The organism is Luteibacter sp. Sphag1AF, from assembly GCF_014192715.1.
GTDB lineage: Bacteria > Pseudomonadota > Gammaproteobacteria > Xanthomonadales > Rhodanobacteraceae > Luteibacter.
The window spans coordinates 1-13031 of sequence record NZ_JACHYH010000013.1; the positions used below are offsets into that span (position 1 = coordinate 1).

Genomic DNA, 13031 nt, shown 5'->3' on the forward strand with positions numbered 1-13031 from the left:
CATCGCTCTCTCGGTGGTCTGTCGCCTATCCGCTATGCCATGGCATCATCAACCACCTCTATTTCCAGATGACTCGAAAGTACGAGGACGCTTCACTCGCGGAAGGGTACTGGCCGAAGCCCCGCTCATTCAACGGAACCGACATGAGTCACGATTTGGTTTTTCGGTGATGACTGCGCCGCCGTAGAAGTGCCCGACCAGAACGACCGGGCCGCTCTGCTTGCCCAGTACGCGTTTGCTGAAGGCCGCATCGTCGGCGAGCGAACTGGTGGGGATCTGGACGATGGTCACGTTGTAGCCATCGTGCTTGAGGATGCCGGCGCCGCTGCCGTCAATGGAAGCCCTGCTGCCCCGGGGGGCGAAACACACAAAGCCGCGCCCCCTGGTCGCGCCCGTGAGCTATCCTGATTCGGTCATCCATCTGGCCCCAAGGAACCTGCCGTGAGCTTGCTCGCCCTCATCCTGACCGTGCTGGTCATCCTGATTCACCTGTACATCGTGGTGTTGGAGATGGTGTTGTGGCGGTCGCGTGGGCCGAAGGTGTTCGGAATAACGCGGCAGTTTGCCGAGGAGTCGGCATCGCTGGCGTCCAACCAGGGCCTCTACAACGGGTTTCTCGTGGTGGCATTGGTGCTGGGACTGACGCTGGCTGATCCGCTGGGGCATGCGTTCGTGCTTTACGGTTTGGGATGCGTGGTGGTTGCCGGGCTCTGGGGCGCGGCGACGGCCAGTCGGCGCATTCTTTTCGTACAGGCGCTGCCCGCTGCGCTGGCATTGGCAGCTACGCTGGTTGCGCATTAAGGGTTGTCATGTCGCTTTCTGATTCGCCGCCGCTTTCGCCTGAACTGTTCGACTTTCCGCCCGGGCGGCTCTGGTTGGCGCATTGCAAGGACGGGCCGATGCCGCGCAGTGCATTGGCGGGCATGCAGGAGATTCTTCAGCAGGAATTGCGTCCCTGGGAAATGAACTGGGAGCGCGATTTCCTGGGTACGTGCCAGGCGTTGCGCGATGCGGGTGCGCAACTGCTTGATGCCGATGTCAGTGACATCAGCATCACTCAGTGCACGACGACCGGTCTTGAAGCCATCGCTTTCGGCATGCCCTGGCAGCCCGGGGATGAGGTGCTGATTCCCCGGGATGAATTTCCGAGCAACCGTCTGCCGTGGATGGCGCTGTCTGCGCGCGGTGTTGTGTGTCGCGAGGTCACGTTGTGGGATGGGCAGGAGGCTTTGCCGCCACGCGTGCCTACCGTTGCAGTGGACCCGGAGCAGCGTCTGATGGATGCCATCGGGCCTCGCACACGCATCGTCGCGGTGTCGTGGATACGTTATCAGGACGGCATCCGTCTCGATGTGCAGCGCCTGGGGCAGGCGTGTCGCGAGCGCGGCGTGCATCTTGTGGTGGATGGCATTCAGGGGGCGGGTACGACCCTTGCGTCACTGGCTGGTGTGAGTGCGTTTGCCTCGGGTGGTCATAAGGGTTTGCTTGGGCCGCAGGGGCAGGGGTTGCTATGGACGAGTCCGGAGCTTCGCGCGTTGCTTATGCCATCGGGTACCTGGCTTGCTGCGCCCTCGGCGTTTTCGCAGTCGGGCGTGCAGGAGGCTCCCCTCGTGCCGTGGGCGACGGATGGGCGACGGCTGGAGCCGGGAAGTCCTTCGATCGTGAACTGCCGGGCGCTTGCAGCATCGTTGACCATGCTGCTGGGTGCGGGCATCGGTCGCATTGAAGATCACGTGCGCGCGTTGCAGCAGCAATTGCTGGACGCGCTGAAGGACGATCCTTTCTGGCAAACCGATGCAGCGCGCGTGCGATGCCTCGTGGATCATCGTCGGACGGGTCCCACGTTGTGCTTTCACTATGACGACGAACAGGCGCAGGCGGTTACCCGATTGCTGGCTCTGGGCGAGCGCGAAGGCATTACTGCAAGTACGCGCGATGGCTTCCTGCGCATCGCGTTCCATGGTTGGCATGACGCGGCTGATGTCCGGCGCACGGCTGCGTGGATGGCGCGAATCTGATCCGGAACTGACGTTTGCGCAGGGATAGTGCGCTACGTCAGCGTCATCCCCGATGGCGCCTTGAATGATTCTTCGCTGATGCCTGCGCGTGGGCTGCGGCGCTGTAATGGGCGGCCCCGATGAGAGGCCTTCTTCATGTTACGAGCTTTGCTATTTGCCATGGCCGGAATGATTCCTGCCGTGGTTTCCGCTTCCGCGTTGACCGACGACATCTACGCCGCGCTCATTCTGGAGATGTCGAAGGAATACGGCGTTTACGGCGAAACGGGTGCCTTTGCGGTGTCCGATGAGCAGTACGCCAGCTACGTCCTGCTGAATCCGTCGTCGCCGTATTCGCGATGGAAAGACCTTGAACTTCGCGCGGTGGACTGGCCCATGACCCGCGCTATCGAGCGCGCGCAGCACCCGGATCACCCCATCTCTCCGCTGGAAGCAACGCGCCTGCAGACATGGGATCTGGGATACACCAAGGCCGAATTGCCCGACGACGGAGCAGTTCCCAATGACTGGTATGGGACAAATACGCATAACCTGTACCTGATCGCCAATGCGATGAAGGCAGGCATTGACGGCGACATTTACGAGCAGGCGGCTTTGCTCGCGGGGCAGAACAATCCGATCATTGCGGGCAACTTTGCGGTTGCCGCGCAGATTCTTCGGCGGAAGATGCTGGGTGTTCCGCGTCAGCAACATGCAAGGCTGGGATTGCGTGAAGACGTGCTCAACCATTTCCTGCTTGCCAGGGACGAGCGCGATCTGAGTGAATTCGATGCGTTCTACCTGATGCAGATTCTGGATGCCGAGATGGCGACGTGGCGCGTCGGCCATGCCAACGGTTACGGCAAACGCGATCTTCAGGCCACGTTTCGCGTAGCCCGGGCCACGGCTTCGTATATTCCGCCCCGTTTTCCGGGTGCCTGTCTGACGAATGGACAGCATGATCCGGTGTTTTCCCTGGAACCCGGCGTGGCGCCCTGTTTCAACGATGCGACGGATCGGGCGGTATTTCGCTGGTACGCCCGTGAGTTCCACACGGAAATTGTGGGAAGCGCGAATGGCGGACCCCGACTGCCGCCACTGTCGCGGGCCGTGGCGATGTCGCGCCAGGGAGGCTGGGGCACACACAGCTGGAGCGGCTTTGACGAATCCACGCGCATCGAATGGGCCGAAGCCCGCATTGCGCGAAAACTGTTTGCAGAAGGCGACGTGCCTTATCACACCGCGGCCGTGGCGCTGCGCAAAGCAATGCAATTGACTTGCTGGCAGCAGGGGGAATGAACATGGAAAAGTTTCTTCAATCAGTGATGATCGCGGCGTGCTTTTCCTGGGCTGTCACATGCGGCGCGAGCACAACGAACGACCCGCCGACCAGCGAGCCGTGGCCGGATGATCCGCCGATCATGGAAGACTTCGTGTCCGAAGATCACGATGACGCCATCCTGGCGATGTTGCGTACGCCTCTTGTGGAGTACGGGGCCGCGCTGGAGTCGTATCTGGGCGAGGCCAGCGCGAACAATCGTGCCTCGATCAATGATCAGGATCTGGTGCGCATCTATCAGCAGATCCGTCGCGCCACGTTTGCGCAGCTCATCTACACCTTCACCCGCGACAATGTGCAGCAGACGCGCGTCTATCTCGCGGTGTCCGGGCGGCCTTTTCGGGATCTGACCCAGAACTCTCCCCATCTGCATCTTCCCGAACTGCGCCCCGAGCTCCTGGATGACCCGGATGGTCCGTACTATCGGCTGGTGAGTCCCGCTGCCACGTTCGCCAGTGCGGGCGTTCCGGCCAACTCTGACATCACCCCTTCGCCGGTTAGTCCGAAAGATCCGACGGCAAATCACAATGATGCGGAAATCCGTGCATTGCAGACGCTGGTCAGGGAAATCGCCTCAGGCGAGGTGGTGGCGAATGGGCATCTGGAAGTCTATGTCAGCCGGGGCATGTGTCCGTCGTGTGCTCGTGCGATGGCGCGTTTTGCGGCGAGATACAACGTGGATACGCATGTCACCAGCATCCGTGGCACGGGCGAGCCGCGTGAGCAGACGCCGATCTGGCGTGACTTCCGTGCGATGCGTGAGGAAATGATCGCTTATCTGCAACATGTGTTTGTACCGCCTGCCGAGCGGGGTACCACCACGGCCGGGTACGACGCGGCAGAAGTGCTTTCGGGTGAGGATGAAGACCACCCGCCACGCAACCCGTGTCACGATGAAATGTAAGTAGCAGGCAGATCCCGCGCCCTCAGGCAGGGCGCGGGATTTTTCGTGCATAAATGCCTACGGCGGCAGCCGCCAGCCCCGCCAGGCCGCCAATACCCAATGCCCAGCGCGGGCCCATCACATCAGCCACCCAGCCCACGATGGGCGCACCGATGGGCGTGCCGCCCAGTGCGATAGCCAGAAGAATCGCCATGACGCGGCCGCGCATCTGCGGCTCGGTGGACAGTTGCACGGTGGTGTTGGTCGTGGTGGTGAAGGTTTGTGATGCCACCCCGATAACGACCAGCGCCAGCCCAAACCAGCCATACGTCGGCATGACGGCGGCCAGCAGACACCCGGCACCAAACAGCGCAGCGCTTCCGGCCAGAAGTTCCAGGCGCGGTCTTGCACGTCCTGCCGCAAGCAGCGCACCGGCGACGGTGCCGATGGCCATCACGGAAGTCAGCAGACCGTATTCACGCGAACCGGCATGGAATACGCCCACGGACATGGTGGAAATGAAGATGGGAAAATTGAGTCCGAACGTGCCCACCAGGAACAGCATGAAAAGCGCTGCCTTCAAATCCGGCCGTCGCCAGACATAGCGGAACCCTTCCACGAAACTGCCGCGCGTACGCACGGCCCGTTCGCGCGGACGCAGCTCGCTCACACGCATCAGGTTCAGTGAGCCGATCACGGCAAGAAACGACGCCGCATTCAGCACAAATACCCAGCCCGTGCCGACCACGGCGATAAGCACGCCTGCCACGGCGGGACCGATCATGCGTGCGGCGTTGAACGAGGTGGAGTTCAGCCCTACCGCGTTGGAAAGGTCTTCGTCTGGCACGAGGTCACCAACGAACGTCTGTCGCGCGGGGGAATCAAATGCCGTGGCGCAACCGAGCAGGAAGGCGAAGATGTATACGTGCCACAGCTGCACGTGTCCGCTCAGGGTAAGGAGGCCAAGCCCCAGCGCCAGTACCCCCATGGCTGCCTGAGTCGCCAGCAGGAGCTTGCGCCGGTTGAGGTGATCGGCCGCGAACCCGGTGACGGGAAGCAGCAGCATGTGCGGGCCGAACTGAAGCGCCATCACGATGCCGACGGAGGTCGCGTTCTGGTGCGTCAGCTGCGTGAGCACGAGCCAGTCCTGCGCCGTGCGTTGCATCCATGTGCCGATGTTCGACACGATGGCTCCGCTCGCCCAGACACGATAGTTGTATGTCCTGAGCGAGCGGAAGGTGCGGATCACTTATGCGTTCTTCGCATTGAGCAGGGCGATGACATCGCGGGTGCTGCCCGTTTCGCCCAGGCGCGGGAAGATGCGCGTCACGCTGTTGTCGTGTGCTTCAAGAACCATGTCGGTCATCGCGTCGGTGACCAGCGTGATGTTGTAGCCCAGCTCCTGGGCGAAGCGTGCGGTGGACTCCACGCCGATGCTGGTGGCCACGCCTGCGAGCACGATCTGGGTCACGCCGTTGGCGCGCAGCCAGGTGTCCAGATCGGTCTGGGTGAACGCGCCCCAGGTGTGCTTGGTAACGCGGTGATCTTCCGGCTGGGCGTCGAGGTCGGCGATCAGGTCGGTCCAGTCTGCGGGGAGGTCGTGCATCGGGCGCGATTGCTCGGCGCGTCCTTTGGCGCCACCGGCCACGTTGACCAGTACGACGGGCTGGCCGGCGGCGCGGAAGGCCTTCGCCAGCGCGGCGCAATGCTGCTTCACGTCGTCGATGGGATGCGCGGTAGGCAGGGCGACGATGCCTTTCTGCATGTCGATGAGGACCAGCGCGGTTTTCGTATCGAGGGTGGTAACGGGCATGGGGTGTCCTTGTGAAACGGAGGAGTGCGGGGTTCAGACGTCAACAATTCGCTTGAGCAGATCGACAGCGTCGGTCAGCTGTTGCTGTTCTTCCGGACTCAGTTCGCTCCGGATACGGCTCACCAGCCAGTCGTCCCGGGTAACTCGGCTGGCTTCGATGAGGTCGCGGCAATGCGCGGTCACATCCAGAATGGTTTGCCTGCCATCAGCGGGGTCGGGTGTGCCGGCGACAAGGCCTGCTTCCAGCAACACGGCCACCGTGGCTCCCATCGACTGTGGTCGCACGCCTTCCGCGCGCGCCAGCATGGTGACCGTGGCAGGCCCGGTGCGATCCAGGTGGCCGAGCACCGCCAGCTGGGAAAGCGTGAGGTCGCCCATGTTGGCCTGCTCGCGCAGCCGGCGCTTCATATGGCCGAGCACGGTGCGCAGGTCGGCAGCCAGCATCGGCAGAGCCGGGGTTGGGGGAGTCATGGCCATCACCGTGGAGGATGTGAAGGAAAACTACGAAGGAAGGCTTCGTATCCACAGGATGCGCGCCCGTCGACGGCACCGTCAACGGGCAAGTTTTTACGAATGGATCAGCCGTGCTGTGCCGATCTGGAAAGCAGGTTCACGACCAGCACACCCGCCAGGATGAGGCCGAGACCGATCATTCCCCAGGCGTCCAGCTTCTGACCGAAGCGGACCCAGGCCACGGCGGCGATGAGCACGATGCCCAGTCCGCTCCAGATGGCGTAGGCAATGGCGACCGGAATATGCCGCAGTGTCAGCGACAGCAGATAGAAGGCAGCGCCGTAACCCAGCAGGCATACGATGGCAGGAACGGCTTTGGTGAAACCGTCACTGGCCTTGAGCGAGCTGGTGGCAACCACTTCGAGCGCGATGGCTCCAAGCAGGGCGAGATAAGACATCCAGTTCATGGCAGCCTCCGGCGAAAACGTCACGGTAGGCCACCTTTTCATCGACGTCGAGACTCGACTTTTTCGTCTGTTCTGTGCGCAAAGTGCGCGACGACGCGCGACGGGCGTATGCTTGGGAACATGTCGATTTCTCTGGCCATTGCACAGCACCGTCTGCTGATTTTTACCTACGACGGCACGGAGCGCATCGTGGAGCCGCACATCTACGGCGTGGATGCGCGGGGCGAGCCTTTGTTGAGTGCTTACCAGGTGGAAGGCGGCAGCCGATCCGGACAACCCGCGGGCTGGCGGTTGTTCCGCATGGACAAGATGATAGGCCTGCGCGTGCTCGATCAGCACTTCGCCGGGCCGCGCCCGGACTACCAGCCGGACGATGGCCTGTTCGCCACCATCCAGCACAGGCTTTAGCCGTCTATTCGGCCCAGAGGCGCCAGGCAGGCTTCGCGCAGGCGCGCGTTCACTTCGAGCAGGTCGACCATCACGCTGCGCGCCATGCGCCGCATTTCGGCATTGGCAGGCAACAAGTCGGGCACCATGATGGTGGGTACGCCGGCGGCCACGGCTGAGCGCACGCCCAGGTGCGAATCTTCCAGCGCCAGGCACGATTGCGGCGGTTTGTTGAAAATGCGCGCGGCCATCAGGTACGGATCGGGCCACGGCTTGGTCCGCTCGCAATCGCCCGATGCCACCACGGCTTCAAAGCGGTCGATGAGGTTGAACGCTTCCAGGTGATGAGTGGCGGTCTTGTGCGACGACGAGGTGACCACCGCTTTGGGAATGGCGAATTCGTCCAGTGTGTCCAGTAGCTCGATCACCCCGGGCTTCAGGCGCAGGTCGGTGTCGAACTTGGCGGCGATGAGTTTTGCCGCGCCGTCCCACACGTCGTCCAGGTCTTCACAATTTCCCACGTGTTCGCGCAGCAACGTGCGCGCGGCCTGAGAGTGCAGGCCGACCATGCGGTCACACAGGATGCGCGGCACATCAATGCCGCGCGCATTGGCCGTTTCCCGCAGCGCGTCGCGGTACAGCGATTCGGTGTCAAACAGCACGCCGTCCAGATCAAAGAAGACGGCCATGGGTGTCGCGGGAAACAGGACCATGGTTCGGTGCCCTTGTCAGTGTTCCAGCCATGTCACGCTATGGTTTCATTTCTTCACGGACGGCCGCCGCGTGCAGCCTGAGGATACGACGCAATTCCAGGATCGCCTGCGGCGTTTCCTGCACGCTGTGCCATGACGGTACCGCGAGTTCGGAGTCTGCGCCATTCAGATGCGCACTGGAGTAGGGCACCACGCCGTCGCTGCTGGTCGCAAGCGGCCCCTCGGATTTATAAACGCCCACGATGGTGTGGTAGTGGACAGCCGGGGATATGGGCAGATCAGCCGAGGCGCGCAGGAACGGGTCTTTGTCGCTCAGATTGTCCACCGCGTTGGGAATACGGGCGGAAGCGCCGTCGGCGCCGGGGTTCCACGCATCGGACAGGCTCGCCACTTCTTTGAGCAGGTCGGCCGGCAGGCGGATCAGGTTGCCAATCCAGCGCGCCAGGCGGAACTGGGCCGTGGGAGTGCCCCGGTGCGGCGAAGCCAGGAAGATGGCGCGGGTCACGCCAGGCATCGGGGAGAAATTCACGTATGTTTTCAACCGCTCGCGCACCTGGCGTTCCCGCTCGGGGCTGAGGTCGCGCCGCAGCGGCAGCGACTGCCAGAGGGCGTTGTCGCTGGTGGACACCAGCAATCGGGCGATGACCCCGCCCATGCTGTGCCCGATCAATACGATATTGTGCGACGCGGGTGCGGTGCCGGAGGGGTCCACGTGCTGGAATGTGGCGTCCAGCGCCTTGCGGATGTTGGCCAGGTTCACCGCTACCGGCAGGTTGGTGGGGTAGTACACCTGCCATATCTGATAGGTGCGCCGTAGTTCGTCGTCGCCCATGACCTCGTTGGCCACGTTGACCCACGCCTCGGGGCTGCTGGCCAGGCCATGCAGCATGATCACGGTGATGCGGTTCGGGTCATAGGGCTGCATGAACAGCACGCGCGGCGTCTTCAGTCCTCCTTCGCGGCCCAGCAGGGAGCGGATGGACTGGCTGGCGAAGCCGGAGCGGGCCAGCCACACGCCATAAGGCGCCGTGAAGTTTGCGGCGAGTGGCACGGACTGGCCGCCCACGGTCACCGTCTTGTCGTGGTACGGATCGCTGGCGACTACGCTCACATCCTGCACGGCCAGCACGGAGTCGGGCGTGTCGCCGGCAAATTCCAGCGTGCCGGTCAGCGGTGCGTAGTCAGGGTTGCGCCAGGCGCGGTTGTCATCGGGGGAATCGGGGGCTGCGACCGCCACGAATTCCGAGCCGAAGCCGTCGCGCTTGTACACGTTGCGCAGGCCCTTGAAACGCAGGCCCGATGCGGCGATCAGCTCGGCCGGCACACCGCCGTTGTCACCCACCAGCACATCGGAACGGGGCCGCCGGATGGTCCATCCGGCAATCTGTGCGCGCGTCCAGCCGGTGCCAAGCGTGGGCAGCGCATCGAAGAATCGCGTCATCGCACGCTGGGTGGCGAAGTTGTAGAAGTCGATCACCTGCACCTGGCGCAGTTCGAACGCCCGCTGTTCGGGCGTGCGCGACGTGCGGAAGAGATAGATGTACGCGTAGCGGGCCGAACGCATATAGGCGTCCAGCGCGCGGTCGTCCAGCGGACGCGTGTTGCTGGACGGGTCAGCACGCACGGCGACGTCAAGCCACAGCTCGGCCAGGGCCGAATAGCGCTGCTCGTCGTTCAATCCGAGGGAATGGGCGAGCGTGTTTTCGCACGGAGTGAGGTTGGCTACGCAATCATCCGGGGGCACCGCGACCACGTTCAGCGTCTGAATGGTGCTGTCGCTGAGCCGGCGTGTGCTCAGGACATCGGAGCGCCGCTCGTTGACGTAATCGCGCGGCGCCACCTGGCGGATGCCCACCATGTTGCACGCGGAACAGGCCAGCAGCACGGTGGCCAACAGAAAAACACGAAGCGAAAGCATGGGTCTGGAGTCTACTTTTCTGCGTGGCGCATGAAGAAAGGATAGAGCGGGGCGGAGATCAGCACGAACACCACCGCCTGCATCACCTGGACGGGACTGGCGCCAAGTATGGCCCACAGACAGTAGATGCTGGCGACGACGCCAATGGCATAGCTGCCCAGCCGGCGCATGCCGGTTTCGTGCTGCGCCAGGCTGAAGCGGATCACGGTCACGGCTGAAAAGAGATAGGGCAGGATGGCCAGCAATACCGCAATGCCGGTCAGCGTGCGGAACTGCCCTGCGAGGGTGGGCGACATGGTCAGCAACAGCATGCCGCTCATCAGCACCGCCACGATATAAAGGCCGGCTCCCGGCATGCCGTGGCGATTCATCTTTGCGAAGATCGCCGGGAACAGCCCGTCCTCAGCGGCGGCCTTGGCAGACTGGCCCACCAGCAGCATCCAGCCACCCAGGGCCCCCGTCGACTTCAGCACGGCGCACAGGCCGATGGCGATCACGCCCCACGGCCCGACCATGATGCGCCCGGCTTCGGCGAAGGGTGCGGACGAGGTGCGCAGTTCCTCCATCGGCAACATGCCCATGATGACCGTGGAGCAGCTGATGTAGACCACGGCCGAGATGCCCAGTCCGAAGAGTGTGGCCAGGGGGATGGTGCGACGGGGATTGTCGACCACGCCGGCCGACACGGCGGCGCTCTCCACGCCCATGAAGGCCCACAGCGCCATCGACGCCGCGCTGGATATCGCGGCGAAGTCGCTTTGTCCGGAAACGTTCCATCCACGCAGGAACAGATCGCGGTCAAACCACCACCAGCCACCAACCGCAATGAACACGATGGGGATCAGGGCCAGCGAAAGCGTCCATGTTTCCAGGCGGCCGATCCATGCCGCGCCGCGCGCATTGGCAAAACTCAGCAACCAGATGACGGCGAGGGTGAATATGGCTCGCGTCGCAGGGGAATCCAATCCAGGAATCAGCTCTGACAGATAACCGGTTACTACCAACGCAATGGCGACGTTGCCAATCCAGTTGCCAAACCAGTAAGCATAATTACTGGTAAATCCTACGTAAAAACCGAAGGTGTCCCGCGCATAGGCATAGGGGCCCCCTTCCTGCGGATCGAGCCGTCCCAGTCGCGCGAACACAAGACCCAGTGCCATTGCACCTGCGGTGGCCACGATCCACCCGAAGATCGAGATGCTTCCGACGCTTGCAAGATTGGCGGGAAGCAGGAAAACGCCCGTGCCGATCATGTTTCCCGCCACCAGCATGGTCGTGGCGGTAAGGCCCATCTTGCGGGCAGGACGTTCGCTCACAGGCGTTCCCTCGACAGGATTTGTATGGGACGAAGCTTATAGGTTTGCGCATCATGCGCACACGCGCTCATGCCATTGTCAACAAGAAGTGAATGTGTGCTGCGCATCGCGCCGGGGCAATTCGCCTCACCCTGAATGTGTTTTATGTCTTGCCTTTTAATCGCATGGCCGATTAGCCTCATCGACGTACCGCGCGCAATGCAACACCGCCTTACTTCACATATTGCTGTCTTGACGGCGAATGGAGTGCGCTATGCAAAAGGGGTTATGGGCGTGCGCTGTTGTGGTGGGTCTTGCGGCCTCCACTGGCGTACATGCGCAGGAAGATACCAAAGCGCTTAAAGAAGAAGTGGAGAGCCTGCGCGAAACAGTGCGGGCATTGCAGGCAAGGCTCGACAGCGTCGAAGCCGTCCAGCAACATGCGCAAGCCAGTCCTGCCACGCAGGGCACGCCAGCCACAACCAGCAAGCCAACGGTCGCAGTCTCCGCACCGCAGCCAGCATCATCGTCGGGGCAGGCGCCATGGGTGGCGCAGAACGCTTCGGCGTCGCTCGGTGTGCAGCAGTCTCCTTTGCCATCGCAGCAGAGTGTGTCCGACAACCAGACAGGTGCCTCGCGAGTTGACAACCGTCCGCCGCCCAATGATCCGGACCTGAAGGGTTTCATTCCGATTCCGGGTACTGAAACGATGATCCGCATCGGGGGCTACGCAAAGCTGGACGCCATCTACGACACGCATGAAGCAGGCGATCACGAGCAGTTCATTCCCGCCGCGTTCCCCATCGGCGATCCGAACATCAACCATTCGAACTTCAACATGCATGCGCGGCAGACGCGCTTCAGTTTTGAAGCGCGACGTCCTACCGATTACGGCAGTCTTCGTTTCTACCTGGAGAACGACTTCTTCGGTGGCAGCAACAATGCCTACCAGTTCCATCTTCGTCAGGCATTCGGACAGATCGGAAACACGTATGCCGGTTATGGCTATTCGTCCTTCATGGACCCCGATGCGCTGCCGGATACGCTCGATTTTGCAGGTCCGGGTGGTCAGATGTTCCTGCTGCAACCGGGCATCCATCAGGCATTCGAGTTCGGTCGCGGCAACAGCATCACCCTTTCCGCCGAGCGTCCCGAGTCGCAGATTGGCGTGGTCGATGAAACCAGGCCGATCAGTGGTACCCAGCAGGTTCCTGACGTCGTGCTGGCCGGACGCATCGAGCGCGACTGGGGCCACCTGCAGGCAAGTGCCGTTGTGCGCCGTCTGGGATACACGCAGATGGGCCATGGTGATTACACGATGGGCGGAGGTATCGCGCTGGCTGGTGCTTTCACGACGGTGGGGCAGGATCTGCTGATGTTCAGTGCCGCCTACGGCAAGGGCATTGCACGCTATCTGTCCGATACGTCGGGCTCGGGCCTGGATGCCGTGGTGGAAGACGACGGCCGTCTGCGCGCATTGAAGACCTGGGGAAGCTACGCGGCCTATACGCATTACTGGAGCGAGCACTGGCGCTCGAATCTGGTGTACGGCGTGGCCCGCATGGCCGCCAACGATTATCTGGCGACCAGTGCGTTTCGCGACAGCAATTATGGCGCTGCCAACATCATCTGGAGTCCTGCGCCAACCTGGACCATGGGTGTGGAGGTGCTGCACGGACGGCTCCGCCAGCAGGACGGCAGCACGGCCAACGACACGCGGGTACAGGGTTCACTGCAATACAGCTTCGTCAAATAGCCGGATGAGC

14 protein-coding genes are annotated in these 13031 nt (G+C 62.5%); 6 read left to right on the plus strand and 8 right to left on the minus strand.

Translation table 11 applies throughout. The annotated features are described in order from the left end of the window. Positions 1-129: 129 nt before the first annotated feature. Positions 130-369: a hypothetical protein gene (locus FHW69_RS18890; RefSeq protein ID WP_221195631.1), complete on the minus strand. Its 240-nt coding sequence runs from the start codon at positions 367-369 to the stop codon at positions 130-132. A gap of 72 nt (positions 370-441) precedes the next feature. Between FHW69_RS18890 and FHW69_RS18415 the strand changes: the two genes are divergently transcribed. The 4 genes from FHW69_RS18415 to FHW69_RS18430 all read left to right on the plus strand — a co-directional run bounded on the left by FHW69_RS18415 (position 442) and on the right by FHW69_RS18430 (position 4240). Beyond that, on the plus strand, positions 442-801 hold the full coding sequence (locus FHW69_RS18415; RefSeq protein WP_183424571.1) for a DUF1304 domain-containing protein: 360 nt from the start codon (positions 442-444) through the stop codon (positions 799-801). Positions 802-809: 8 nt separating this feature from the next. After that, positions 810-2018, plus strand: coding sequence for an aminotransferase class V-fold PLP-dependent enzyme (locus FHW69_RS18420; protein ID WP_183424572.1), 1209 nt, complete (start codon positions 810-812; stop codon positions 2016-2018). A gap of 180 nt (positions 2019-2198) precedes the next feature. Further along, positions 2199-3296 (plus strand): hypothetical protein, encoded by a 1098-nt coding sequence (locus FHW69_RS18425; RefSeq protein WP_183424573.1) that lies wholly within the window; start codon positions 2199-2201, stop codon positions 3294-3296. A 2-nt stretch (positions 3297-3298) separates the two neighbouring features. Continuing rightward, positions 3299-4240, plus strand: coding sequence for a hypothetical protein (locus FHW69_RS18430; RefSeq protein WP_183424574.1), 942 nt, complete (start codon positions 3299-3301; stop codon positions 4238-4240). A gap of 22 nt (positions 4241-4262) precedes the next feature. On the opposite strand, the gene FHW69_RS18435 is transcribed toward FHW69_RS18430, so the two are convergent. The 4 genes from FHW69_RS18435 to FHW69_RS18450 form a co-directional block, all read right to left on the minus strand. Then, a complete protein-coding gene (locus tag FHW69_RS18435) occupies positions 4263-5468 on the minus strand; it encodes an MFS transporter (protein ID WP_183424575.1) in 1206 nt (401 codons plus the stop codon). Further along, on the minus strand, positions 5469-6032 hold the full coding sequence (locus FHW69_RS18440) for an isochorismatase family protein (protein ID WP_183424576.1): 564 nt from the start codon (positions 6030-6032) through the stop codon (positions 5469-5471). Between the two features lie 33 nt (positions 6033-6065). Then, positions 6066-6503: a MarR family transcriptional regulator gene (locus FHW69_RS18445; RefSeq protein WP_255494896.1), complete on the minus strand. Its 438-nt coding sequence runs from the start codon at positions 6501-6503 to the stop codon at positions 6066-6068. 107 nt (positions 6504-6610) lie between these two features. Beyond that, entirely contained in the window at positions 6611-6994 is a 384-nt protein-coding gene (locus FHW69_RS18450) for a multidrug efflux SMR transporter (RefSeq protein WP_183424578.1), read from the minus strand. A 78-nt stretch (positions 6995-7072) separates the two neighbouring features. Between FHW69_RS18450 and FHW69_RS18455 the strand changes: the two genes are divergently transcribed. Then, the gene (locus tag FHW69_RS18455; protein ID WP_183424579.1) at positions 7073-7360 is read left to right on the plus strand and encodes a WYL domain-containing protein; all 288 of its coding nucleotides are present in this window, start codon (positions 7073-7075) and stop codon (positions 7358-7360) included. Here the strand turns inward: FHW69_RS18455 and FHW69_RS18460 are convergent. The 3 genes from FHW69_RS18460 to FHW69_RS18470 are packed head-to-tail and all read right to left on the minus strand — an operon-like array spanning position 7357 to position 11286. After that, entirely contained in the window at positions 7357-8052 is a 696-nt protein-coding gene (locus FHW69_RS18460; RefSeq protein WP_183424580.1) for an HAD family phosphatase, read from the minus strand. The two genes, FHW69_RS18455 and FHW69_RS18460, sit on opposite strands and share 4 nt — an antisense overlap. A gap of 37 nt (positions 8053-8089) precedes the next feature. Next, positions 8090-9970 carry an alpha/beta fold hydrolase gene (locus FHW69_RS18465; protein ID WP_183424581.1) on the minus strand — a complete coding sequence of 627 codons (1881 nt, stop codon included), beginning with the start codon at positions 9968-9970 and terminating at the stop codon, positions 8090-8092. An 11-nt stretch (positions 9971-9981) separates the two neighbouring features. After that, positions 9982-11286 (minus strand): amino acid permease, encoded by a 1305-nt coding sequence (locus FHW69_RS18470; RefSeq protein ID WP_183424582.1) that lies wholly within the window; start codon positions 11284-11286, stop codon positions 9982-9984. 253 nt (positions 11287-11539) lie between these two features. On the opposite strand from FHW69_RS18470, the gene FHW69_RS18475 reads away from it, so the two are divergent. After that, positions 11540-13021 (plus strand): DcaP family trimeric outer membrane transporter, encoded by a 1482-nt coding sequence (locus FHW69_RS18475; RefSeq protein WP_183424583.1) that lies wholly within the window; start codon positions 11540-11542, stop codon positions 13019-13021. The last annotated feature ends 10 nt before the right edge of the window (positions 13022-13031 follow it).